The organism is Haloarcula sp. JP-L23, assembly GCF_011602445.1.
GTDB lineage: Archaea > Halobacteriota > Halobacteria > Halobacteriales > Haloarculaceae > Haloarcula > Haloarcula pellucida.
Window position 1 is genome coordinate 2,462,267 of sequence record NZ_CP050014.1, and the last position, 24,030, is coordinate 2,486,296.

A 24,030-nucleotide genomic window follows, 5' to 3' on the forward strand; every position below is an offset into this window, starting at 1 on the left:
CTCAGCCGTCGAGGAACTGCCGCCAGTCCCCGCCCTCGGCCAGTTCTTTCAGCGCCTCGGCGTGGTAGTCGACGAGCCGTTCGAGTCGCCAGCGAGCGACCGGCGCCCCGAGACAGCCGAAAGGGACAAGTGGCATCGTAAACGTCACGTCGTCGGTCATCACGGTCCCGCCGTCGACGGCCTCGAAGGTGTGCGTGTGGGTCAGCGAGCCGAAGACGCCCGAGACCTGTACGTCCCGGAACCGCCGCGGGCGGTCCAGTTCGGTCACCTCGGCGGTCAACGAGAACGGGACGCCGAACTGCCGCTGGTGGAAAGTGACGCGGTCGCCCCGCTCCAGCAGGCCGGTAGCGCCCTCGGCCCGCTCGTCGGGCATCGTCGCCACGTGGGCCTCGACGTGTCGCGCAAGGTCGAACACACGCTCGCGCGGCGCGTCAATGTGGGTCTCGCGGTGGATACGCGGCATTCTCCGGATGCTCCGAACCGGAGCCCCATCGGATTTCCGCCTCGCGGCCGAACGTGAGCGTGGTGAACCGCCTGAACCTGCTCGCCGGAGTACTCTGTCTCGCCGGCGTAGCTCTCCTCGCGGCGCTGTTCGGTTCGCCCGCACTGACCAGCGGCGTCGGTTCCACGACGTTCGCGGCCTTTCTCGCACTCGCCGAGGGGTCGTCCGGCGTCGAAGGGGCCGTCTGTACACCACCTTTTTCCGCCTCGGGTGGCCGAAGGCCACCACTCGGCGCAAAAACCGTCACTCGCTGACTCACGGCGCTTCACGCCGTTCGTCTGCCGCGGTCGCGAGCGACCGCGCGCCGCTCGGCCCGTCCTCACTCCAACAGCTTCGAGACGTAGGGGCCGTCTTGCACGTAGTCGAGTTTGTCCCGGTAGTACTCCCGGACGCCGATACCCGAGATGACGGCTATCTTCGAGAAGCCGGCGTCGCGGGCCAGTTCCTCGGCTTTCCGGAGGAGTCGCTTGCCGTACCCTTTGTGCTGGTGGTCGTCGTCGCCCGCCGACTGCCCGAGGCCGACGGCGTTTCCGTAGACGTGGAGTTCGCGGACGAGCGCGGCGTCCTCTAGCTCGCGGCGCACTGGGTCGTTCGGGAACCGCAGGCGACAGAAGCCCACGAGGACGTCGTTCTCGAAGTCCTCGAAGGAGATGAAGTGTTCCGTGCCGCCACAGGCCTCGTAGGTCATCACGTCGAGTTCCACGTTTTCGGCCACCTCGTCGCTGTGACCGGCCTCCCGACAGCGGATGCACTCGCAGGTCCAGTCGTGCGTTTCCATCTCTTTCCAGGCCAACTGGCGGAGGTTCGACTTCCAGACGCCGCCTTCGATGAAGTCCGCCGGGATGTCGCGCTGGACCCGTTGGAGGCGGGTGTAGCGCGGAATCATGTCCTTGATTTCGGCGACGAGTTCGGCGGCCTCCTCGTTGTCCAGCGGGTCGAAGTCGTTCTTCTGCCACCAGTCGTAGGTGACCGTCCCGGGGACGACCAGCGTCGGGTAGATCTTGAGGTAGTCGGGCTTCCAGCGCGACTCCGAGAAGATACGCCGGAAATCCTCCAGACACATCTCCTTGCTCATTCCGGGCTGGCCGGGCATCATGTGGAAGCCGACCTTGAACGCCGAGTCCCGGAGGCGGCGGTTCGCGTCGATGCTCGCCTGCACGCCGTGGCCGCGGTGCATCTCGCGGTTGATGCGCTCGAACGTGGTCTGGACGCCCACCTCGACTTTCGTCCCGCCCAGACGGAGCATCCGGTCTATCTGCTCGGGGTCACACCAGTCGGGCTTGGTCTCGAAGGTGGTGGCGACGTTGCGCACGTCGGCCGTCTCGTTCTCGGCGATGACGTCCTCCAGATAGCTGAACTCGTAGTCGTCCTCGGCGAAGCTCACGTCCTCGGCTGGCTGGGGGTCGGCGTCGACGTCGAAGTCGTTCATCGCCTCTAAGGCCCGCTTGACGAACCACTCCTGATAGTCGTGGCTCCGGGCGGTCATCGTCCCGCCCATGATGATGAGTTCGGCCTTATCGACCGGGTGGCCGATTTCGCGCAGTTGGTTCAGGCGCAGGGTGACCTGTCCGTACGGGTCGTAGTCGTTCTGCTCGCCGCGAGCGGCGGCCGGTTCGTGGCCGGTGTAGGACTGGGCCGATGAGAACTCCGAGTCCGGGCCGCCGGGACAGTAGAGACACTTCCCGTGGGGACACCGCTCGGGCGAGGTCATGATGGCGATTGGCGAGACGCCCGATGCGGTGCGGACCGGTTTGCGCTGGAGCACCTCCTCTAGAACCTCGCGGTGTTCCTGTGGTGCGTAGTCCAGCAGTTCGGAGTTCTGCGGTACTTTCGGGGCCGAGAACTCCCGGCAGACGTCTATCTTCGCCGACTCGACCTCGTCGCGTTCGACCTCGCCGGCGAGGATGCGGTCGACCAGCTCCGCACACACCTGCTGGAAGGCCTCTGTCTCCTCGGGGTCCGGCGTCTCGGTGCTCATCGCTGTTGTCCGTTTTCGTCGTCTCGCGCGAATAAGCGTGTCGCTCGGGCGTGGGCGGTCCGCGCACGTCCACGTGGGTTTGAAGCAGCCCGAAACCGTACACTGGTGGTATGACCACGGAGGCCACAGAGTCCGAGAGCGCCGAGCGACCGACGTTCCGCGGCTGTGTGTTCTGTTACTCCGCCGAGTGGGCCTACTACGGAGCGAAGAAAGCCGTCGGAGCGGTTTCCGGTCACTCCTCCCAGTAGGCCATCTCGGCGTGCAGGTCCAGATACGTCGAGATGCTCCGTTCGTCGCTGTCGCCGCCGGGGGCCGCGCCGGCGTACAGCCCCACCATGTCCTTGTCGGGATAGACGGTGATGTCCGGTTCCGCCATCGTCGAGACCATCAACAGACGGAGTCCTTCGTCGCCAGCCTCGATTTCGTGCGCTGACTCTTCGCCGGCCGGGAGCGCGACGTAATCGCCGGGTTCGAGGGCGTGTGCCTCCGCGTCGGGACCGAGCCACAACGTTCCCGACCCCTCCCGTACGAACATCGCCTCCTCGTTGCCCTCGTGATAGTGACGAAGCCACAGCCGTTTGCCGGGAGCGACGTCGTACAGACTCGCGCCGATGTCCTCGCCCCCGGCCGGGGGCGCGAGTTGCTTGCGTCTGAACGCCCGCTTCCCGTGGTCGTAGTCGGTCCAGTCGATGTCGTCGACGTTGACGGGGCCAAGAGACATATCGTCACCTCGTATCGCCCCGATAAAAAGTTGGCGTCGTTACAGGTCGTCGCTGAGCGTCGACAGCGTCGCGTCGAGGACGGCAGACTGCTCGCCGGCCAGATATCGGATGGAGCCCTCGCGGACACTCCGAGTCGCGACGCCGCCTTCCGGCACCGCCTCCGCGACGGCGTCGGCCAGTTCGTGGAGGTCCACGTCGGCATCGGTACGGACGTAGAGCGTGTCAGTCGCGACGCCGACGACGGCGTCGACCTCGGCACGAATCTCGCGGTGGAGCTCGTCAAGCAGGAGCGTCTCCGGCGGGAACTCGTACTGATGCGAGAAGGCGTCGGTGTCGAGGACGGCGATGTCGCTGTCGCCGACGGTCTGGACGTCGAGGTTGGCCCGCGCGGTGGACACTTCCTCGTCGACCTTCTCGCGGAACTGCTCGGCGACGTGGCCGGCGAGGCCGCCCACGTCGTCTTCGTCGTCACCGAACACGAGGTCCGTGATGAGTTCGCGTTTGTCCTCGTAGGACTGGTAATAGGCCTCCAGCGCGACGGCCTCACGCAGTTGCGTGACCGCCGTCTCGTCGTAGCCGGCCTCACTGGCGGCGTCGAGGTAGGACTGAGGCGTGTCCTCCCAGACGCTCACGGCGGGTAGGTGGCGCAGGTCGTCGCGCACGTCGTCGTTGACGTGTGCGGCGACGTTCGCGGCCAGCGCCGTCGCAGTCGTATCGGGCGCGTCGGCAAGACTCGGTGAGACGACGGCGTCCACGGCGTCGGTCACGGCGCCGTCGACGTCGATGTCGTCGATGACGACGGTTGGCGCACCGTAGACGTTCAGCAGTTCGAAGCCGTCGAGGCTCTCGCGGGTGCCGCCGGCGGCGACGAAGACGAACAGCGGCAGCGTCTCGTCGTGACGAGCCCGGTTGTCGAGCATCGTCGTGGTGTCTTTCGTCGCGTCGTCCATGTCGTAGACGCCGCCTTCGAGCGGCCGGCGGTCGAAGTAGTGGTACTGGGCGTCGGACCGTCGGTGCTGGTCGGTGACCAGCGGGAGGGCCGCGCGTTCGAGCGCGCTCCCGGCGAGATAGCCGTCGGCCGTGTTCGCGTGGCGGACGATGACCGGGCGGTCGGTGAGGACGGCCTTCCGGACGTGGGTCGCCACCTCGACGAGGTCCTCGGAGAGGGCATCGACCGTCGAGTCGTCCGTCAGGGGGTCGACAGCCTCGGGTCGAGCCTCGTCGTCCAGAGCGTCTGCGAGTCGCTGCTCGACGGCGTCGCGCTCGTCCGCTTCGAGGACGGTGAGGGCTGCCGTCTCGACCTGAATCTCCCCGCGTCGGCGGCGAACCTCACCCTCGAATCGGGCCACATCGCCCTCCTCGACGTCGGGGTAGGCGCGGACGCCCGCCTCGACGAAGGCCGCACAGTCGACCGTTCCGGTCTCGTCCTGCAGTTCGAAGACGGTCGGTCCGGACGTCTGGCGGATGCCGACGACTTCGCCCTCCAGTCGGACGTCGTCACCGACGTGGTCGTCGAGGGTGCCGACGGCGACGACCGACAGTTCCTCGGTTGCTGCTTCCTCGGCGGCCGCTGTGGCGTCCTGTTCGTCGGCCTCGACGACGGCGGTGGCCCCGCCGGTCGACGCGGCGCTCGTCCCGTCGCTCGTTGCGTCGTCGCTCCCCTGTCCGACCGTGCCGCCCGCACCGTTCACGCGGTCGGCGTCGCCGGTCTGACTGACAGCACCGGCAGACGTCTCGTCAGCATCGACAGCCGCTTCAGCCGAATCATCGGCGGGCTCGTCGACGTCTTCGGAGGTCGCTTCGGGGGACTGAGGCGACTCCTCGTCCCCGTCAGCGTTTCCCGACTGCTCTGCGGCTTCGGTCGTCTCCTCGTCTTCGTCTTCGAGGAGCGTCGAGTGCCCCACGTCGGGGTCGTCGACGAGGACGCCGCGGAACTCGCGCTCGGACTGGCGGATGGACCAGCCGAGGTCCACGTTGCCGTTGTCACGGACGTTCTTGACCTGCACGAACACTTCGTCGCCCGAATCCCAGTCGAGGGAGTCGAGGCGGCGGTCCAGTTCGCTCCGGTGGAGGAGGCCGGTGACGCTGTCACCGATGTCGACGAAGACGCCGAACTCGGCGAAGCCGTCGACGCTGCCGCGGTAGTATCGACCGACCGATAGCTGGTCGGGACTGGTGCCTCTGAACTCGAATACGGCATCCTCCTCGTGGAGGTCACAGATGCGTCCGTCGACGGACGTGCCGCAAATGATACACGAACCCATTGCCCGGACGAAGCGCTTCGGGCCTAAAACTGTTGTCGAATTACGCGCGAGGGTGAGGCCGACTCTCAGTCGAACAGCTCACTCTCGGATTCGAGCAGTTCGAGCCCTTCAGCGACCGCTCTGGCCTGTTCGGGGAACAGCGCGATCTCTATCTCGCTGCCCTGTTCGTCCTCGAAGGCGAGTTTCACGCGCTTGTCACCGTACTCGCGAACGTCGACGCCCTCAATGTCGTACATCTTGATCGTCGCCTGCTTGTTCGACGGGCCGACGTTCTTGAACGCGCCGTCTTTCAGTTCGAGCATGAACTGCTCGATGTCGAGACTGAGCATACCGACACTGCACGGTGCAGACGCCTAAAACCCCGCACTACCGAGGAGCCAAAGCGCCGCGTCGAACCCGCGAAACCCGTAGCCAAAGACGATGGCAGCGGGCAGGGCCGCGACCGCGGCGGCGATGCCGATCCGCAGGTCGTGGATGACCGAGGTCCCGACGACGTAGAGGGCCGCGCCCCACGCCGTCACGAGCACCCGGAGTTCCGGCGACGGAAGGCCGGCCAGCAGGCACGGCGCCATCGCGTAGCACATGACCTGTACCGTCTCGCTGACGCCGCCGCGGTCCGGCGCGATGGGCAGCAACAGGAGCGTCTGGAGTGCCGCCGTCAGGTGGACCGTCGCTGGCGTGACGAAGACGATGACGGCGAGCAGTGCCAGTACCGCGATGCCGGGCGTGAAATCGCCGATGGCGGGGTAGAGGAACGGCCCCGTGGAGACGAGGCCGCGCCGCGCGAGGTCGACGACGAGGAACCGACTCGCCTCCTCGACGAGGACGACCATCGCCGCGAACACCAGCCCCGGAGCCTGATCACCGGGCGCGACGCCGGTCCGGAAGAACCGCCGCGGCCGGATCAGAATCTCGGCCCACGCGCGCAGCAGCGCGCTCGGCCCCCTGTCGCGCCCGCCCGTCGGGTTCTCGACCCACTGTGTCACGAGCCAACGTAGCGACTGAGCGAGTAAGACGGTTGCGAGTCAGGGTCGTCGGCGCGGTTGCACTCCGGTCGAGCGTGTCATAGAACTATTCACAGGGTGTTGTTTCAGCCCGCAATTCGGTGAATCAGCTGTTAAATAGACTGTGCATATTGAACGAAACGGTTGTTGTAACTCACTTAATCAAAAAGGTAGAAAAGTGAAAAAACAGCCTGATTGATATGAGTGTGGTTTAATATCACTTTTATGCCGAATTCTCAAACATCGTCGAAATTCGCCACTCACTTGGACGCACTATCAGACTCTGATCGACGAACTCTCTTATTTACACTCTGGGATATGGATTCACAAGAGAATAGACTCAGCGACCTGGACGAGAGAACCCGTGTACGTGATAATCCTGAATATCGGGTGAAGATGTATCATATCCATCTGCCAAAATTAGATGACTATGACATCATAAGCTGGGATCGAGAGGGTAATACCGTACAGAGAGGGCCAGCATTCGGAGAGATCGAACCACTACTTGATTTATTTGAGTCTCATCAAGACAGGCTCCAACTGGAGGTGGAGCACTTGTGAGTACGTTACTGACATTGCTACGGACTGCCTTGACCACTGAAGAGAAGCGGTCGCGTACCAGGACGACAGAAATGTCCGGGGTATCGGAATCGTCGTTGTATCATTGTTCAAGTTGCGATACTGTGTATATTGCTACTGAAAAAGTCAGTTGCTCAACGTGCAGGACGACTGTTGAGCAAGTTCCATCCACAGTTGGTGAAATATAGACTTCCTGTATTGACCGTTCACTCTGTGACGATTGATAGGGTGTGCCAACTGTTCTATGACACCCTCCTCCGGTCAGTTAATCGTCTGCCCCGACGTTCTCCGTGCTCTCGAGGCACGGCGGGTCGGGTTCGATGTTGGCGTACTGGACCGCTTCCTCGCCGAGCGTCGCGACGCGGTCCTCGACGTCGGCGTCGACGATTTCGCCGTTCTCGACGCTGTTTCTGGCCTGTGGGATGGCGGCCTGATGCGGGATGACCCAGCAGTTCAGCGCCCGACACACCGACCGGAGGTGTTCGAGCGCGGTGATGGGAAAACTCCCGCCGGCGACGGCGAGCAGGCCCACCGTCTTGTTCTCGAACTCGTCGAATCCGCAGTAGTCGAGCGCGTTCTTCAGTGGTGCGGAGTACGAGCCGTGGTAGACTGGCGTCCCGAGGAGGATAGCGTCGGCTTCGTGTACTGCGCCGGTGAGTTCGGGAGCGTCACCCGCTTTTCCGTCGTCTGCGTCGAAGACGGGGAGGTCGAACTCGCGGAGGTCGAGCAGTTCGGTCGTCGCGCCCGCCTCTCGCGCCGCGTCGAGTGCACGTTCGACGCCGACGCGCGTGTAGCTGGCGTCTCTGAGGCTACCGGCGATACCGACGACGTGGGGTCTTGACATACGTAGAGACAGCGCTGCGTCCAGTAAAGGGGTAGCGGAACTCAGCTATCGGTCCGATACTGCTCGGTGACGTCCTGCAGGTTCACGACGCCCTCGGGGACGCGGTAGGCGGCGACGACGGACTTCTCGGCGTCCATCGAGTCGACCGTCTTGTCGACGCCGTAGCCGACGTAGGTGCAATCGTCGCGCGTGAACTCGACGACGGAGTACCCCAGTTGTGGCTGTCGAAGAACTCGATGTGGGATTCATGGCCGTCACCAGTCTGGTGAGCAGCGGTTCGGTGAGTCTCCCGCGCAGGCCACGCGTCAGGTGTAACGCTTCGGCGGCGTTGAGCGACGTGAGGGCCGGCGTCATGAACTCGACACCGATACGGTCGCCCTGTGCGACGCCCTCGCCGCCGGTGACGCGACCGGGGTAGGAGGTCTGCTGGTAGCCGGCGACGTAACAGTGCATGTCGCCCGTCAGCGTGACGTAGTTGTCCACGTCGGCGGCACCGACGGCCTCCGAGATGCGTTGGCGTTCGCGGGTGTAGCCGTCCCACCCGCCTTGCACGGGGTAGACGGACAGCGGGCCGGACCCGAGACGGAACGGGATGGTGAGCACCTCGTCGGCCCACACCGACCACGTCGTCTCGGACTCGGTTATCGTCTCGATGAGCCACTCTCGCTGTTCGTCGCCGAGCATCGTCCGACCCGGTGGTTCCCGGTGGGGACCGACGTTGTCCGGCGTCGGAATGGCCTCCCGCGGCGGGTCCCTGAACAGACGCTCGTCGGTCAGGGCCAGCGTCACGAGGTCACCGAACTCGATAGAGCGCCAGAGGACGAACCGGTCTTGCAGTGACTCGCCGTTGGGGTCGTACTCGACGCGGGCGGGCATGTACTCCCACCACGCGTGCATGGCGTCGGCGACGAGTTCCGTCATGAACTGCGGGTCGTCGCCGCGCGGGTGGTCGCCCGCAGGCGCGTTCGTCCGCGAATCCCAGTACACGTCGTTGACCATCTCGTGGTCGTCCCATCCGGCGACGAGCGTGTGGGACTCCAGTGCCCGCTGGAGGAACCGGTCCGAGCGGTAGGTGCGGTGGAGGTAGCGGTAGTCTTCGAGCGTGCGGACGCGGTCGTAGCCGCTCGGGAGCGACAGGTCCCGACCCTCGTACTCGTAGGAGCCCAGTCCCTTGAAGTGGCCGTCGTCGGACTCGTAGATGAAGTCGCCCAGATGGACGACGAAATCGACGTCGTCCTCCGCGACGTGGCCCAGCGCCGGGAAGTAGCCGTTGAGGTAGTTCTGACAGGCCAGTACGGCCAGTCGGAGCGACTCCGGCGAGTCGTCGGCGCGCGGGAGCGTCCGACAGCGGCCCGTCCGCGAGGCGACGCCGCCGTAGACGAACCGGTAGTGGTACTCGCTGTCCGGGTCGAGACGCCCGTCCAAGTCGACTTTGACCGTGTAGTCGTGTGCGCGGATGCGGTCGGTGTCCGTGACGACGCCGTCGTACACCACGTCCTCGAAGTCGGGGTCCGTCGCCACTTCGACGCCGAGGGGCGCCTCGGTATCGAACCGGTCGGGCGAGACGCGCGTCCAGAGGATGACGCCCGTCTCGGTCGGTCCGCCGCTGGCGACCGATTGGGGGAACACCGCCTCCGGGTCGCCGCCCGCCACGTCGAGGGCGTCGGCGTCGCCCGCCTCGACGAGGTCCATCGCCAGCGCGAGGTCGTGCGAGTCCAGTTCCGACAGCAGTTCCGCGTGGTCGTCGGTACTACGCGACGGTTCGTCTCGTCCGTCCAGTCCCCTCTCGCCCGACATGAGGTGTCGTATGCCGTGGGCCAGTATGCTGGTTTCGGCCAGCGGGCCTCGCAGCGGTTCCATCGCGCGAGGCACGACCCGGGCACACGGCGGGAGGGTCGTTCGCGAACTCCCGCGACAGGGGTTTAGGCCAGCCAAAAAACCGAAACGCACTTGTATTTTTTAGGCGAGCCGAAAACCATGGCCGACCAGACAGAGACTGAGCGGACGCTGAGTCGACGAGAGTACATCCAGTACGGCGGCACCGTCCTCGGGAGTGGACTACTGGCCGGGTGTTCGGAAGGGAGTGGGACGGAGTCGACGCCCGCGTCGGACGGAACCGAACGGGAGACGACCGAGACGACGGGCGAGCGCTACTCGGTGTCCATGGCCCCGATGGGCGAAGTGACGTTCGATAGCGTCCCACAGCGCGTGTTCACGGTGCTGACGAGTCACGCCGGCATGGCGTTCGCCCTCGGGCGCGGCGACGACCTCACGGCCGTCTACGCCACCGAGTACAGCGACTCGCTGATGAACGCGTTCACGCCCCGTCTCGACGGCGTCACCGTCGACTGGACCGACCTCTACTCCTCGTGGAACCCGAGTAAAGAGAAGCTCTACGCGCTGGACAGCGACGTCCATCTCGCCGACCCCGCCAACGTCCTCACGATGGGTGACTGGGACGAACCCGACGTGGCAGAGGTCCGAGAGAACGTCGCACCGTGGTTCGGGAACACGTTCAGCGCACAACACGGGTCGCCGCCACCCGCGTACGCCGACAGCTACGAGTACTACACGCTCTGGGAGACGTTCGAGCGCGTCGCGGCCGTGTTCCGCGAGCGGAAGCGCTACGACGCCCTGCTAGCCGAACGGGACGCGATGCGCTCGACCATCGAAGACGGACTGCCGCCGGAGAGCGAGCGTCCGACGGTGGCGATGATGCTCAACTCGACCAGCGGCGACGGGATGTGGGTCTACGACGTGAACGCGCCGGGCTATCACTCCGCGCACGTCCGACCGCTCGGTGCGAGAGACGCCTTCGGCGACGACGTCGGCCACGGCGACAAAATAGACTACGAAGCGCTGTTGGCCGCCGACCCGGACGTCATCCTCGCGCTCGGCGGACTGGTCGAGACCCACGACATGCGGGCCATCAGAGCGACCCTCGAAGACGATCCGGTCGCGAGCGAGGTCACGGCCGTCGACGCCGGCCGCGTCTACGCGCAGGGGACGCGCCATCAGGGCCCCATCGTGAACCTGTTCCAACTCGAGATGAGCGCGAAGCAGTTGTACCCCGAGCAGTTCGGGGCGTGGCCCGACTACGAGAGCGGTCCGTACCCGGCCCTCTCGGCGTCCGAGCGACTGTTCGACCACGACCGGGTCGCCGACGTAATCGCGGGCTCTGTCTGACTCGCGCGGCGGCCAGTCACCGACGGAGTCGCGCGACGACCGTCTCGTCCCGTTCTTCGACTCGAACCAGTTCGTCGCTGGAGAGGTCCTCCAGCAGTCCGCGAAGCCACTCGCGCCCGTACTCGCCGTCGGGTGCGTAGTCGACGCGGACGCGCGGGCCGAGGTCGTCGAGGGCCAGTTCGTCGTACTCGTTGAGGACGTTGACTACGCGCCCGCGGAACTGCCGACGGCTTCCCTCGAAGCTCGGCTGTGTAGGGACGTCGGGTGCGGTGAAGTCGCCGGTCTGGTAGGCGAGACACCACTCGCGCCACGGACACTGCGCGCCGTCGCAGTCGGGCGTCTTCTCGCAGGCGACCCCGCCCAGTTCCATGACGGCGTTGTTCCAGACGCGAGACTCGCCCTCGGGCATGAGTCGTTGGGCGACCGTCTCGAAGGCATCGTCGTCGTCCGGTACGCCGAAGGCGCGGTATAGCACGCGCTTGACGTTCGTGTCGACGACTGCGTCCCCGTTGTTGAACGCGAAGGAGGCGACTGCGTTGGCGGTGTAGGGACCGACGCCCATCAACTCCGAGAGGCCGTCCGGGTCCCGTGGCCACTCGCCGTCAGCGGTGGTTTCACCGCCGTTTCGAGGTCGGTCCGACGGACCGACTTCGCCCTCCACGACCTGTCGAGCGGCCTCGTGGAGGTACTTCGCTCGGTTGTTGTACCCCAGCGAGTGACTGGTCCAGAAGCCGACCACGTCACCCCGGTCGGCCGCCGCGAGAGCCTCTGCGGTCGGCCAGCGGTCCAGAAAGTCCCGCCACGCGTCGACGACGCGGTCGAGTTGGGTCTGCTGGCTCATCACCTCGGAGACGAGAATCTCGTAGGGGTCCTCGGTCTGTCGCCACGGGTACTCGCGGTGGTCGGTCTCGTACCACTCGACGAGCGCCCGTTGGATCGCTTCGAGGTCCGCGGGCACCTCACCCGGCACGTCCGTCGCCGACTGCTCGCTCATTGCCCACTCGTTCGTCCCGTCCCGGTTTGTGTGTGGTGGTTACGGTCAGTCGTCGTCGGTCGTCGCCCACTCGAAGGCCGACGCCTCCCACCCGTGGTCGTCGCGGTCGAACACGTCCGCGAAGACGAACATCGCGCCGTCCTCGTAGGTGGTGTCGACGTAGAGCCGCCACCCGTGTGCCTCGGCGATTGTCTTGACGATGGACAGGCCCAGACCGGTGCCGCCCTCGCTGTCGGTGTGGCCGTACTCGAAGATGTCGTCGACCGCGTCCTCCGGGATGCCGGGCCCATCGTCGGCGACGTAGAAACCGTCGCTCAGCGTCCCCAGTTCGACGGTCGCTCCCTCCCCGACGTGGTCGATGGCGTTTCGGAACAGGTTCTCGAAGGCCCGCAGGAGGCGGGACCGGTCGGCCTCGATGGGGCGACTCTCCGTCACCACGATGCCGGCGTCCTTGCTGTCGACGTTCGCCCACGCGTCGCGGGCGATGTCGCCGAGGTGGACGCGCTCTGTCTCCTCGACGCTCGCGCCCTCGCGGGTGAGCGTGAGGACGTCCTCGATGATGGACTCGATGCGGTCGTGTGCCCCCTCCAGTTTGTGCACGTGACGCCGGAGGGCGTCCGTCTCGACTCCCTCCGCGGCCAGCGCGTCGAACTGCGCCGAGAGCAGATCGGCGTGGCCACGAGCGACCGTCAGCGGGTTCCGCAGGTCGTGTGACAGCGTCGAGGCGAACTGGTCGAGGCGGTCGTTCTGACGTTGGAGTTCGCGTCTCGACTGCTCTGTGGCCTCCCGCGCCTCGTGGGCTTGGCGCAGCTGCTCGCGTGTCCTGTCACGCATCCCCTCGACGGCGGCGTAGAGCCTGCCCACCTCGTCTCGCCGGGCCGTCGAGAGGTCGGCGTCGAGGTCACCCTGCTCCATCGCTCTGACTCGCCGGGTCAACTTCGTGAGCGGCCCGACCGTCCACCGAGTGAGGAACAGACCGACGGCACCGAGCGACAGGACCGTCACCGCGAGTATCGCCGCCGCGGTCAGCCCCACGAATCGCGTCGGCCGGGCGAAGGCGCCTCGCTCGGCGGCCGTGGCGACGACCCACTGTGTGCCGTCCACCGGAGCGTACGCCACCACGGCGTCACCGCGCGTCGCGGTCACCGCTGTCCCGTTGGTGACCGCGTCCATCCTCGATTCCGGGGCCGTCTCGGGAACGATATCCGAGTCGCTCGCGAACACCGCCTCGCCCGTCTCGCCGAAGACGGTCAGCGGCGTCGACCCGCCGCTCAACCGTCGCTCGTCCACCGTCCCGACCACGACGAGGACGGCATCGCGGCCGGGAACGGGACTCGCGAACGCGAGCGCCGGACCATCCGAACTGTCGTAGGCCCGTTCCGAGTGGACGACGCCGTCGACGCCGTCGTCGCCGTTCGCCGCTGCCACGACCGGCCGCCACGCCGGCCGGGTTCTGACGAGCAACCCACCCTCTACGGACTCGTTCGTACTGACGGCGACGGTGCCCCGCACGCCTGCCGTCTCGACGTAGTGGACTGCTGTCACGCTGTCGCTATCCGTCGTGGGACCGTTGCGGAGAAACCGACGTATTCGTGTCTCGTTGCCCGACTGGAGCGCCGTCGCGTTCGAGAGCGTTCGGGTCCGCACGCGGAGCGCGTCGTGCCACCCGCCGACCGCTTCAGCCTGAACCGTCGCCGTCGTCCGCAAGTCGCCGATCCCCTCGGACCCCGTGGTCTGGTGGGCGATCCCGTAGCTTGCGACGCCGGTCGCGGCGACGAGGAGGACCACGACACCGAACGCGACGGCGACGGTGCCGCCGTATCGACGGCTGATAATCGCAAGACTGCAGCCGTCTCCGAGAAGGGCGTCAGCGCTGTTGCTCGCCCGGCCGTCTACGTCCCCCGAATCCCCGTTCAGGCCGCCTATCCGGCGACCGACGTCGTCACGTCCTGTCATGTGAACTCGCACACACCGGGCCCCCGACCCGAGCGTTACGTGGTTTCACACTCCCAATCACGTATAAGATTTGGTTTTCTAGGGACGATACTAACAGTGGCTCGGTGGCTCCCGCCCCGTCGAGTCGCAAAGCGTTTCCGCGCGGTTCGCCTTCGACCGGACATGACTCTCGAAGACCTTCAGGACGACGTCGAGGAGCGATACGCCGAGTTCGGCGAGGAACTCTCCGTCTCGCTCGACGGCGAGACGCGCAACGAACTCGCGATGCTGTCGGTCGCACTCGACCCCGAGGACACCGACGAACTCGTCCATCGGGCGGTTCACATGCTGTTCCAGTCGATGGTCGATCGCGGGCAGTTGGACTTTCACCTCCGCTCTAGCTACGACGCCACGTACGACGAGTACCTCTCGGGGATGACCTTCGACGAGATGACCGGCGGGAACCAGTTCCCGCAAGCAGAGGACAACGACGACCGGCGCTACCAGTTCTGAACGGCCTAGGCCAGCATCGCGACGACCGTCAGACTCGCGCCACCGAGGACGACTGAACTCCAGAGCGCGACGCGGGAGGCGAACTTCCGGTTAGGCCCGGGTGCCGTCAGCGCCGCCTTGACGACGATACTGGCCGCCGTGGCCACGAGAATCGCTACCATCGCCGTCTGTTCACCGATAGCCCCGCCGCGGTACAGGAGGACCGCAGAGGTGGTCGCGCCTGCACTGGAGACGAGGCCGCTCAGCGCCGAGGTGACGTAGAGTCCGGCCGTGCCGAACCGCGCGCTGGCGACGCCCCCGACGACGACGACCAGCAGGAACACGCCGCCAAAGGCGAGCGCATTCTGCAGGGAGAACGGACTGTCGAGTTCCATGTCGACCGTCTCGCTCCAGTCCGCCGTGTGGGCGGCGACCACGACACTCCCGACGATGACCGCCGAGAGCGGGACGACGGCAGCCAGCAACAGGCCGTGTTCGAACGAGAACACGACGGCGATGAGGAGGTTCCGAAGCGCCATCGCGGCGTCGGCGAGCAGGATTGCCGCGACGGCGTACGACGTCGCCTCTGGCCGCTGTCGGACGTGATCGAGCATCGTCCCGACGACGGCCGTCGAGGAGGCGAGGCCACCGAAGAAGCCGGTGATGGCGATACCGCGGCCGCCGTAGCTCTGGACGACGGCGTAGTTGACGATGCCGATGCCCGCGACGAACACGACCATCAACCAGATAACTCGGAGTTCGACGGTGATGTCGAGCAACCCGCCGGGCACCGGGACCGGGTTCGCGGGGAGCAGCGGATAGACGACGAACGCGATGATGGCGAACTCCGTCGCGGCCCGCAACTCCTGTCGAGAGAGCCCCCACGCGAAACTGTGCAGTTCGCGTTTGAGGACGAGCAACAGCGACGAGAGCACGGCGACGGTGACGCCTTCGAGCGTGTAGCCGCTCGCGATGAGCGCGCCCACGCCGTAGGCGACCAGCATCGACACCGACGTCGTCAGCGAGAGTCGGTCGTCCTCCTGCAAGAGTCCCTGTACGGCCAGTAACACGCCCTGAACGATGACGAGGACACCGCCGACGACGAGGAGAACCTCGCTGCCGACGATGGTGAACACCGCCGCGAGGAGACTGATGAGCGCGAACGTGCGGATGCCCGCCGTCTTCTGTGACCACTCCCGCTCCAGCCCAAGAAACATACCCAGCGCGCCCGCTAAGAGGATGCGAAGAACGGCCGTATCGACCGGAAACGACGACAACTGTATCGGAACGCTCACACAACCGCTACTCGGCCGGAGGGTAAAGTATTCGGGTCAACGACAGCACACCTTTTTGCCGGGCGGGATGAAACCGGGAGTAATGGCACAGTACGACGTGGACGTAGACTGGCCACGTGCGTTCTGGATCGGGTTCGGCGTGATTCTCGCAGCCACGCTCCTGTTCGTCCTCTACACCTTCATCGGAACGTTCGTGTTCGGTATCTTCCTCTACTACGCGACGCGCCCGCTCTACCGGCGCGTCTACCGTCGGGTGCGCCAGCGAACGATCGCGGCGATACTCTCGCTGTTCCTACTTGCCTTTCCCGTCATCATCCTGCTGTACTACACTATCGCCATCGCGTTGCAGGAGTTCGACCGGTTCGCGGACACCGCTGACATCGGTCCGTACGCCTCCTTCGTGGAACCGTACCTCGACGTCTCAGACCACGTTCAGAACCCACAGGCGTTGCTCTCTGACGCCGCCGGTCCCGGTGCGATCGTCGATACGCTCGGCCAGTTCGTCAACTACCTCGGGTTCGTCGGGACCGGGTTGGTCCACGGCTTCGTCATGTTCGCCGTCGCGTTCTACCTCCTCCGTGACGGCCCGCGACTGGCCGAGTGGGCGAAGAACTTCCTAGACCACCGCGGCGTCTTAGACCGGTACTTCCACGAGGTCGACCGGAGTTTCCACAAGGTATTCTACGGGAACATCCTCAACGCCATCGTCACCGGCGCTATCGGTGCGATTTCGTTCAGCCTCGTCGACGTGGTCGCGCCGGCCGGGGCGTCGGTGCCGTATCCCGCGTTGATCGGGTTGCTCGCCGGGGCCGCGAGCCTCATCCCCATCATCGGGATGAAAATCGTCTACGTGCCGATGGCCGCATATCTCGGGATACAGGCGGCGCTCGGTGGCGGCGAGTGGTGGTTCGTCGCCCTCTTTACGGGCGTCGCGTTCGTCGTCGTCGACACGATTCCCGACCTCCTCGTCCGCCCCTACGTCTCCAGCGGCAAGTCGTTCTCTATCGGCCGGTTCGGCGCGCGCGACACCGAGGAAACGGTCACCGCGGGCCTCCACACGGGGACGCTAATGTTCGCGTACATCCTCGGACCCTTCCTCTTTGGGTGGTACGGCATCTTCCTCGCACCGATGCTACTGGTCTTCGTCGTGCAGTTCGCCCGGTTCGTCCTCCCGGAACTCATCGAGGGCGAACCGGTTCGTCCCAGAGCGGTCGACCCGACGAATCTCATCGGTGAGGAAGTGGGCGACCCAGAGATGGATGCACAGATCGATAGCGAGAACGAGACCACGGCGTCGGAGCCGACCAGCGAGTCACCGTCACCCCCCGGGTCCGACGATCCAGAGGTCGGCTAAGCCGTCTTCAGAGGTCGACGTACTGGTCTTCCCAGTCCCGCCGGGCATCGATTTCGCGTCGGCCGCGCCGCGTCAGCGTGTAGAAATTCGTCCGACGGTCACGCTGTCCCTTCTCGACGAGCCCTTTATCGACCAGCGTATCGAGGTTCGGATACAGCCGGCCGTGGTGAATCTCTTTCTCGTAGTACTCTTCGAGGTCCTCCTTTATCGCGAGTCCGTGTGGCTCTTCTCGGCCCGAGATCACGTAGAGGAGGTCACGCTGAAAGCCTGTCAAGTCGTGCATCGATACGGTCTAGTTGTACATTATTGTCTGAATCGCTTAAATGTGTCGAATCGGAGGTTTTTGTTCCCCATCTCTATCTTAGATCGAGTTATCAGCCGCATATGGCGTCTTGTAGACAGAATATCTGTTTTCCAATTTCGAGTCAGGATTACATCATACCGTCAAAGGTGATGCCAGCGGTATTATTTATTGTCGGACCCAAGGGAGTGTATGCCTGAGGAGATTCTGTTCGAAACCGAGCAGCGAATGCGGCGCGAGGCCGTCGCTGACTACCTGCGTTCGCTCGCCGACTCCGTCGCTGCCGGCGGCGACGTGACGCTCAGTTCCGGTGATCAGTCGGTGTCGCTCGACCCGCCCACCGAGGTGGAGTTCGAAGTCAAAGCAGAGCGTGAGGGCCCCGTCGACGGACCCGGTGAACTGAGTATCGAAGTCGAACTGGAGTGGCCCGAGGACGCTTCTGGCGACGACGCGACCACTGGCGAGTTACGCATCGAGTAAACGGACCCGGCTACAGAAGTGACTCTCTGGCGTCGTCCAGCGAAGTAAGTGGAAAGCGGTCGCGAAAAACGCGACCGCTTGCCGCCCTGAATTGGTCCCCGCTGACGCTTCGGCCCTCCAAGCGAAGCGTCATTTGACAGAATGGGAGTGATGAACTTAAAAGTACCGGCACCCGCCCAGTGGTGTTAGTTACCGAACCTTATCCCATCGGAATAATCCCACTCAGATGTGCTCTTCTTCCAGTACCCACCCCAGCGCTCGCTTGTAATGCGTGAACATCATTCGGACCCGTTCGTGACGCATCTCTTCGCTTTCTAACTGTTCTGCGAGGAACTCGTACTGCTCGCGTACTTCGGATTCCGAACGCATGGCCTCGCCTACGGACCGCTCGCGGAACAAACTTGAGGACGGCGAGCGGAGAGACGAGTATGAAGATTCGCGGTGACCGCGAGTGTCGGTCCTGTGGGGCCCGCTGGTCGTACTACGACACCGGGAGCATCGCCTGCCCCGAGTGTGGGAGCGTCCATAGCGTCGGTGTCGACGAGCGCACCGAACACACCGACGCGCCGGTCTCGCTCGACCTGACACCGATACGGAGCCGTATCGACGAGGCGTCACTCGACGACGTCGCGAGCAGCGCCGCCGAGACCTGCCGCGAGTACACTCGCAAGCGCGGGTTCATCGACACCGGCACGCTCAAACCGCTAGACGAGACGTACGTCGCCGCCGTCGAACTCCAGTACGTCGCGAGCGCTATCGGCAGAGAGATGCGCCCGAGCGACGACGCCGAACTGTACTTCTATGACCTGTTGGGCGGGGCCGACGACGGAGAACGTCCGGACACCGGCGAAGTGCCGACCGAACTTCAGTCGGCCTTCGGGCTCGCGATGGCCACTGCTGTAGAGCGCTATCAGTCCGATGTCCGTCAGTATCTCGACGACCATCCCAACGAGCAGGGACGACAGCTATCGGGACGTATCCGCGACCACCGAAAGCGAATCGAGGCGCTCGACGGCGACGTCGACCCCACTGACGCCAACCGCCTGCTCCACGCCGTCCGTGACCTCGGCCGGTTCGTGGGCGACGGCGACGAGAGCGCCTACGTCACCGCCGACAACTGGCTCACCGGCCTGGACGAGTCGACGCTGTGAGCCCGGTCGGCCGAGTCAGCGAAAGCGCTGGAGCAACTCACAATCGAGACAGTTCTCCGGCACCGACTGCCGCCAGTCCACCCGTTCGATGGCCTCGCCAGGGAGACCGGGGTCCGTCGTGAGCGTCGTCTCTGCCGGCGTCGCTCGGTAGGTGCCGAAGTGAAAGCCGGTCTCTCGTACTCCGTCGGTCAGTGTCACTTCGGTCACCGCAAGCAGTTCGTCCGGCGTCACCGTGACGCCGGTCTCCTCGCGTACTTCGCGGACCAGTGCCGTCTGCCGGCTCTCGTCGGGTTCGACGCCGCCACCGGGGAGTTTCCACGTCTCGTCCTCGTAGACGAGGAGGAGTCGGTCCTCGGCGTCTTCGACGAGCGCACCGACGCCCCACCGGAGGCCGTCCTCGACGCGGTTCTGGAACGCCGCGAACGCGGGTGCCTCGACTGTGCGGGTGACCCGCCGGGTGTAGACGCCGTCGTCCTCGAAGGCGGCGAGCGAGGGCATTCAGGGGAGGTCGACGTCGATATCGTGCTGCAGACCCGCGGCTTTCACCGTGTTGTAGAGGAGCATCGCGCGAGTCATCGGGCCGACGCCGCCGGGAACGGGCGTGATGGCACCCGCAACCTCCTTTGCGCTCTCGTAGTCGACGTCGCCGACCAGTTCGTACCCCTTCTCCGTGTCGGCCTCGACGCGGTTGATACCCACGTCGATGACCGTGGCGCCCTCGCCAACCATGTCGCCGTCTATCATCTCGGGGACGCCGGCGGCGGCGACGAGGATGTCGGCGTTCCGGGTTTTCTCGGCGAGGTTCTGGGTCCGGGAGTGACAGACCGTCGTCGTCGCGTTGCCGCCCGGTGCCTTCTGGATGAGGAGGTTCGCCATCGGCTTCCCGACGATGTCGGAGCGACCGACCACGACGGCGTCCTTGCCCTCGGTATCTACGCCTGCGGACTCGATGAGCTTCTGGATGCCGTGGGGCGTACAGGGCTTGTATCGAGCGTCGCCGGCGACGAGGCGGCCGACGTTCTCCGGGTGGAAGCCGTCGACGTCCTTCCGTGGGTCGATGGCCCGCAGGACCTCGCGGTCTGAGACGTGGTCCGGGACCGGCATCTGGACGAGGATGCCGTTGACGTTCTCGTCTCCGTTCAGGTCGTCGATGGTGTCGTACAGTTCGCTCGCGTCGGCGCCGGGGTCGATGTCGATGTCGATGGCCTCGATACCGACTTCGGCGCAGTCGTCCTGCTTCATCGAGACGTACGTCTCGCTGGCCGGGTCGTCGCTCATCAGGACCGTCGCAAGCGAGGGCTGGACGCCCGCGTCGGCGAGTTGGTCGATAGCCGTCGAGAGGTCCTCACGTACCGACTGGGCGACCGCGTCACCGTCGATTATGTCTGTCATCACGTGGAGAGGGACACTCGGAGGGCAAAAACGTCACTATGCCACACTGGATACAGACGCCTGTACGCCGTTAGGGACACGCTTCGGTGTCGAACTGTCGACGCTCGCGTCCCTGTCGAACGGGCGTCGTCTCGCCCCCCGGGACGCGCACGAGCATCGCCTGCCCGCCGTAGCCGTGGGTCTCATCGTGACCCCGAACGGCGACACAGCCCACGTCTTCGGGGACTGTGACCGTCTCGGAGCGCGTAAACGGCGCCGTCGAGTGGGCGTGCAGGAGGTCACGGCGACCCAACTGCTCGCCGTCGAGCGTCTCGACCTGCCACCAGTTCGCGTAGCCGTCCTCGCCGTCGTCGTCGTGATAGAGGGTCACGTCGAAGCGGTACCGGCCATCGCTCTCGTCGGCGAGTTCTACGGCGGTGACGTTCGCTTCTCGCAGGTCGAGGTCCGCCGTCCGGGACTCCGTGTCGGTGTCGACGGTCGGCCGCGCGGTCGTCGACTCCGCCGTCCGTTCGGCCGGGTCGTCAGTGTCCGTCCCCCGCTCGTCCGGTCGCGCGCCGTCCGTCTCTGTTCCGTCCCCCGCGCCCGGCACGCCCAGACAGCCGGCGAGTGAGCCGGAGAGGCCGAGCGCGATGCCGAGAACCGAGCGTCGCGTGACCCGAACCATACAGGCACGTCACAGCGAGCCGACAAAAGCTCGTCGCGGACCCGTCAGTCGTCTGCGGGTCCCCGGTCGACGTGACCGTCCGGCCGACGCCCGAACCGGGCACGCAGCGCCCGGAGCGTCTGTCGGCCGAGGAACCGCGGGTGGTCAGCGGCGTACCGTTCGTAGGCTTCGCCGTACTGCTCTCGGAGCCACGGTTCCTCCGCGAGCGGGAGGGTGACCCACCAGACGAGATAGATCGCACACAGCGGCGCGACGAGCGTCGCGTTCGCCGCCAGTGCGAACCCGACCGTCGCCAGGATGTACCCGACGTACTGGGGGTTCCGGGAGTAGCGGTACCACCCGCCCGTGTGGAGTTCGCCTTCGAGGCACTTCGTCTCCTCGACGCCGAGGTCCAACCCCGCGGCGATGGCGACCGCGTACCCGCCGACGAACAGCGCGCCGCCGGCGACCAGCGCCGGCACCCGCGGGAGGCCCAGGCTCCCCCACTGGAGGTATCCGAGGACGACCAGCGTCACGCTGAGCAGGTGGGACAGCCCCCACAGCGCGTAAAACCGCCAGTCGCGCTCGCCCGGCGGGTAGTAGTCGGCGACGCCGAGGACACTGGCCCACACGCCGGCCAGGAGGAGCACGCCGGCGAGGAGGCCGACGGCGAACACCGCCAGTTCGAGTCGTGTCGTCATACCCGTCGGTAGCGCGCGACGCTTCGAGCCAGTTGTCACGAGCCAGCTAGGTTATTTATAACTTGGTGGCGACGTTCGCCCGTGCGATACCTCGACGCCCGATTCAGCCAACCCGACTGGATGCTCCACCCCATGCAGCGGTTCATCCGGGAGACCGACGCCGTCCAGTACGAGGAACTGCGCGCCTGGAGCATCGTCGCGGGCGACCCCGACACCGAGTACGAACTGTTCTACGTCGAGGCTGACCGGGAGCGGTACGAGGCGGCGATCAGGTCGGTCGACTCCGTCCGCTGGTACGACCTGACGCCGATCGACGACGGGTCGTTCTACGTCTACATCTGTCAGCGGACCCGCGAGGCCGACCGCCAGTGGCGCAGCGCGTTCACCGAACTGAACCTCCTGGTCGTCCCGCCCATCGTCTACGACAGCCACGCCGACTTCGACATGACCGTCGTCGGCGCGAGCGAGGACCTCCAGGCGATGCTCGACGGACTCCCGGCGGACATCGACGTCACGGTCGACGCCATCGGCGAGTACGACCGCCGTCACGCGCCGATCGCCGGCGCGGTGACCGACCGCCAGCTAGCGGCCGTCGAAGCCGCCGTCGAACTGGGATTCTACGAGGTCCCGCGGACGGCGGCGGTGGCGGACGTCGCCGCCGAACTCGGCTGTGCGGAGTCGACGGCGACGGCGTTGCTCCAGCGCGCCGAGTCGAGCGTCATGGAGCGGTTGGTCCGACGTCACGGCCGGGGAAAAGCCACGGGCGAGTGAGTCGCCGGGGCCGGAAAAGCGATAGCGTGGGACTGTGACCGCGAGACGCGGTGTGACCTCTCGTCGGGCCCCGCGTTACTCGTACAGCGTGTACTCGTCGGTGAGTTCGTCGACTCGCTGGCTGACCTCGGCGACGACGTCCTCGTCGTGGGGGGCGTCGACGACGGCGTAGATGAGGTCCGCGACTTCGCGACACGCGTCCTCGTCGAACCCGCGAGTCGTGAGGCCGGGGGTGCCTGCGCGGATGCCCGACGGGTTGAACGCGGAGCGCGTCTCGCCGGGGACGGTGTTGGCGTTGAGGACGATGCCAGCTTCTTCGAGGCTCTCCTCGACTTCCTTGCCCGTGGTGTCCGGGTGGGACGGACGGAGGTCGACCAGCACGAGGTGGTTGTCCGTGCCGCCCGAGACGAGTTCGAGGCCGTGCTCTTTCAGCCGTTCGCCCAGCGCCTTCGCGTTGTCGACGGTCTGTTCGGCGTAGGTCTCGAACTCGGGTTCGAGCGCTTCACCGAAGCCGACGGCCTTGCCGGCGACGTTGTGCATCAGGGGACCGCCCTGCGAACCCGGGAAGACGGCGGCGTCGATGTCGTCTGCGTACTCCTCGTCGCACATGATGATGCCGCCGCGACCGGCGCGGATGGTCTTGTGCGTGCTACCGGTGACGAAGTCGGCGACGCCGACCGGTGACTCGTGGACGCCCGTGGCTACCAGCCCAGTGATGTGCGCGATGTCGGCGAGGTGGTAGGCGTCGACGGCGTCGGCGGTCTCCTGAATCCGCTCGAAGTCGACCTCGCGCGGGTACGCGGAGTAGCCCGAGACGATGATGTCCGGGTCGTACTCCTCGGCGTGTTCGTGGAGGCCCTCGTAGTCGATGTAGCCGCTCTCCTCGTCGACCTCGTACTGCTCGACTTCGTAGACCTGTCCGGCGAAGTTCGCCGGGTGGCCGTGCGAGAGGTGGCCGCCGTGAGTGAGGTCCAGCGAGAGAATCTTGTCGCCCGGTTCGAGGACGCCGAGATAGACGCCCATGTTCGCCTGTGAGCCGGAGTGGGGCTGGACGTTGACGTGTTCTGCGCCCCATAGCTCTTCGGCCCGTTCGATGGCCAGTTCCTCTACGTCGTCGGCGTACTCACAGCCGCCGTAGTAGCGCTCGCCGGGGTAGCCCTCGGCGTACTTGTTCGTGAGTTCGGAGCTCTGGGCCTCCATGACGGCTTCGGAGACGTGGTTCTCGCTCGCTATCATCGCCAGCGTGTCGTTCTGCCGGGCACGCTCACCTTCGAGGGCGTCTGCGACGGCCGGGTCCGTCTCGCGGACGGTGTCGTAGGTCATGTGCCATCCTCCGGACCCGCCCGTCAATAATCTACCCTTTGTCCGAGAGTATGCCACCAACTGACAGGACAGGGGAGGAAAAGACCCCCCTCCGAGACGGTGCCGAACCATGCACCCGG

At 65.7% G+C, this 24,030-nt stretch carries 25 protein-coding genes; 7 read left to right on the forward strand and 18 right to left on the reverse strand.

Annotated elements, in window-relative coordinates:
• Nucleotide 1 precedes the first annotated feature (1 nt).
• Both G9465_RS12725 and G9465_RS12730 read right to left on the reverse strand, forming a co-directional pair.
• A complete protein-coding gene (locus G9465_RS12725) occupies nt 2–463 on the reverse strand; it encodes an SRPBCC family protein (RefSeq protein WP_166970547.1) in 462 nt (153 codons plus the stop codon).
• 358 nt (nt 464–821) lie between these two features.
• On the reverse strand, nt 822–2,480 hold the full coding sequence (locus G9465_RS12730; RefSeq protein WP_166970549.1) for a tRNA uridine(34) 5-carboxymethylaminomethyl modification radical SAM/GNAT enzyme Elp3: 1,659 nt from the start codon (nt 2,478–2,480) through the stop codon (nt 822–824).
• Between the two features lie 110 nt (nt 2,481–2,590).
• On the opposite strand from G9465_RS12730, the gene G9465_RS12735 reads away from it, so the two are divergent.
• Nucleotides 2,591–2,728 (forward strand): hypothetical protein, encoded by a 138-nt coding sequence (locus G9465_RS12735; RefSeq protein ID WP_166970551.1) that lies wholly within the window; start codon nt 2,591–2,593, stop codon nt 2,726–2,728.
• Here G9465_RS12735 and G9465_RS12740 read toward each other — a convergent pair.
• From G9465_RS12740 to G9465_RS12765, 6 genes are all read right to left on the reverse strand, one after another.
• Nucleotides 2,713–3,201 (reverse strand): cupin domain-containing protein, encoded by a 489-nt coding sequence (locus G9465_RS12740; RefSeq protein WP_166970553.1) that lies wholly within the window; start codon nt 3,199–3,201, stop codon nt 2,713–2,715. The genes G9465_RS12735 and G9465_RS12740 overlap by 16 nt on opposite strands.
• Nucleotides 3,202–3,240: 39 nt before the next feature.
• A complete protein-coding gene (locus G9465_RS12745; protein ID WP_166970555.1) occupies nt 3,241–5,466 on the reverse strand; it encodes a DHH family phosphoesterase in 2,226 nt (741 codons plus the stop codon).
• A gap of 65 nt (nt 5,467–5,531) precedes the next feature.
• Complete coding sequence (locus G9465_RS12750; RefSeq protein WP_166970557.1) at nt 5,532–5,795, reverse strand: hypothetical protein; 264 nt, start codon at nt 5,793–5,795, stop codon at nt 5,532–5,534.
• Between the two features lie 24 nt (nt 5,796–5,819).
• Nucleotides 5,820–6,452 (reverse strand): YIP1 family protein, encoded by a 633-nt coding sequence (locus G9465_RS12755; RefSeq protein WP_166970559.1) that lies wholly within the window; start codon nt 6,450–6,452, stop codon nt 5,820–5,822.
• An 862-nt stretch (nt 6,453–7,314) separates the two neighbouring features.
• Nucleotides 7,315–7,893 (reverse strand): NADPH-dependent FMN reductase, encoded by a 579-nt coding sequence (locus G9465_RS12760; RefSeq protein WP_166970561.1) that lies wholly within the window; start codon nt 7,891–7,893, stop codon nt 7,315–7,317.
• A gap of 45 nt (nt 7,894–7,938) precedes the next feature.
• A complete protein-coding gene (locus G9465_RS12765; RefSeq protein ID WP_227015550.1) occupies nt 7,939–9,690 on the reverse strand; it encodes an alkaline phosphatase D family protein in 1,752 nt (583 codons plus the stop codon).
• Between the two features lie 180 nt (nt 9,691–9,870).
• Between G9465_RS12765 and G9465_RS12770 the strand changes: the two genes are divergently transcribed.
• On the forward strand, nt 9,871–11,079 hold the full coding sequence (locus G9465_RS12770) for an ABC transporter substrate-binding protein (RefSeq protein ID WP_166970563.1): 1,209 nt from the start codon (nt 9,871–9,873) through the stop codon (nt 11,077–11,079).
• Between the two features lie 16 nt (nt 11,080–11,095).
• Here G9465_RS12770 and G9465_RS12775 read toward each other — a convergent pair whose 3' ends face one another.
• Together G9465_RS12775 and G9465_RS12780 are read right to left on the reverse strand one after the other, a co-directional pair.
• Complete coding sequence (locus G9465_RS12775; protein WP_166970565.1) at nt 11,096–12,073, reverse strand: A/G-specific adenine glycosylase; 978 nt, start codon at nt 12,071–12,073, stop codon at nt 11,096–11,098.
• A gap of 45 nt (nt 12,074–12,118) precedes the next feature.
• Nucleotides 12,119–14,029 carry a sensor histidine kinase gene (locus G9465_RS12780; RefSeq protein ID WP_166970567.1) on the reverse strand — a complete coding sequence of 637 codons (1,911 nt, stop codon included), beginning with the start codon at nt 14,027–14,029 and terminating at the stop codon, nt 12,119–12,121.
• A gap of 162 nt (nt 14,030–14,191) precedes the next feature.
• Here G9465_RS12780 and G9465_RS12785 point away from each other — a divergent pair, with 162 nt between their 5' ends.
• The gene (locus G9465_RS12785) at nt 14,192–14,521 is read left to right on the forward strand and encodes a hypothetical protein (RefSeq protein ID WP_166970569.1); all 330 of its coding nucleotides are present in this window, start codon (nt 14,192–14,194) and stop codon (nt 14,519–14,521) included.
• Between the two features lie 5 nt (nt 14,522–14,526).
• Here G9465_RS12785 and G9465_RS12790 read toward each other — a convergent pair whose 3' ends face one another.
• A complete protein-coding gene (locus tag G9465_RS12790; RefSeq protein ID WP_166970571.1) occupies nt 14,527–15,795 on the reverse strand; it encodes an MgtC/SapB family protein in 1,269 nt (422 codons plus the stop codon).
• 82 nt (nt 15,796–15,877) lie between these two features.
• Between G9465_RS12790 and G9465_RS12795 the strand changes: the two genes are divergently transcribed.
• Nucleotides 15,878–17,149: an AI-2E family transporter gene (locus G9465_RS12795; protein WP_166970573.1), complete on the forward strand. Its 1,272-nt coding sequence runs from the start codon at nt 15,878–15,880 to the stop codon at nt 17,147–17,149.
• Nucleotides 17,150–17,156: 7 nt separating this feature from the next.
• Here the strand turns inward: G9465_RS12795 and G9465_RS12800 are convergent, their stop codons facing one another.
• Nucleotides 17,157–17,432: a PadR family transcriptional regulator gene (locus G9465_RS12800; RefSeq protein WP_166970575.1), complete on the reverse strand. Its 276-nt coding sequence runs from the start codon at nt 17,430–17,432 to the stop codon at nt 17,157–17,159.
• A 210-nt stretch (nt 17,433–17,642) separates the two neighbouring features.
• On the opposite strand from G9465_RS12800, the gene G9465_RS12805 reads away from it, so the two are divergent.
• Nucleotides 17,643–17,930 (forward strand): amphi-Trp domain-containing protein, encoded by a 288-nt coding sequence (locus G9465_RS12805; protein ID WP_166970577.1) that lies wholly within the window; start codon nt 17,643–17,645, stop codon nt 17,928–17,930.
• 222 nt (nt 17,931–18,152) lie between these two features.
• Here G9465_RS12805 and G9465_RS12810 read toward each other — a convergent pair whose 3' ends face one another.
• Nucleotides 18,153–18,299 (reverse strand): hypothetical protein, encoded by a 147-nt coding sequence (locus tag G9465_RS12810; protein WP_166970579.1) that lies wholly within the window; start codon nt 18,297–18,299, stop codon nt 18,153–18,155.
• Between the two features lie 59 nt (nt 18,300–18,358).
• Between G9465_RS12810 and G9465_RS12815 the strand changes: the two genes are divergently transcribed.
• On the forward strand, nt 18,359–19,081 hold the full coding sequence (locus G9465_RS12815; protein WP_166970581.1) for a TFIIB-type zinc ribbon-containing protein: 723 nt from the start codon (nt 18,359–18,361) through the stop codon (nt 19,079–19,081).
• 15 nt (nt 19,082–19,096) lie between these two features.
• Here G9465_RS12815 and G9465_RS12820 read toward each other — a convergent pair whose 3' ends face one another.
• The 4 genes from G9465_RS12820 to G9465_RS12835 form a co-directional block, all read right to left on the reverse strand.
• On the reverse strand, nt 19,097–19,579 hold the full coding sequence (locus G9465_RS12820) for an NUDIX hydrolase (protein ID WP_166970583.1): 483 nt from the start codon (nt 19,577–19,579) through the stop codon (nt 19,097–19,099).
• Nucleotides 19,580–20,473, reverse strand: coding sequence for a bifunctional methylenetetrahydrofolate dehydrogenase/methenyltetrahydrofolate cyclohydrolase (locus G9465_RS12825; protein WP_166970585.1), 894 nt, complete (start codon nt 20,471–20,473; stop codon nt 19,580–19,582). It abuts the gene before it with no gap.
• Nucleotides 20,474–20,543: 70 nt separating this feature from the next.
• Nucleotides 20,544–21,137: a hypothetical protein gene (locus G9465_RS12830; protein ID WP_166970587.1), complete on the reverse strand. Its 594-nt coding sequence runs from the start codon at nt 21,135–21,137 to the stop codon at nt 20,544–20,546.
• 44 nt (nt 21,138–21,181) lie between these two features.
• Nucleotides 21,182–21,817 (reverse strand): isoprenylcysteine carboxylmethyltransferase family protein, encoded by a 636-nt coding sequence (locus G9465_RS12835; RefSeq protein WP_166970589.1) that lies wholly within the window; start codon nt 21,815–21,817, stop codon nt 21,182–21,184.
• Nucleotides 21,818–21,898: 81 nt separating this feature from the next.
• Here G9465_RS12835 and G9465_RS12840 point away from each other — a divergent pair, with 81 nt between their 5' ends.
• Nucleotides 21,899–22,588, forward strand: a complete 690-nt coding sequence (locus G9465_RS12840) for a helix-turn-helix domain-containing protein (protein ID WP_166970591.1) — start codon at nt 21,899–21,901, stop codon at nt 22,586–22,588.
• A gap of 75 nt (nt 22,589–22,663) precedes the next feature.
• Here the strand turns inward: G9465_RS12840 and glyA are convergent, their stop codons facing one another.
• On the reverse strand, nt 22,664–23,911 hold the full coding sequence (gene glyA / locus G9465_RS12845; protein WP_166970593.1) for a serine hydroxymethyltransferase: 1,248 nt from the start codon (nt 23,909–23,911) through the stop codon (nt 22,664–22,666).
• Nucleotides 23,912–24,030 lie beyond the last annotated feature (119 nt).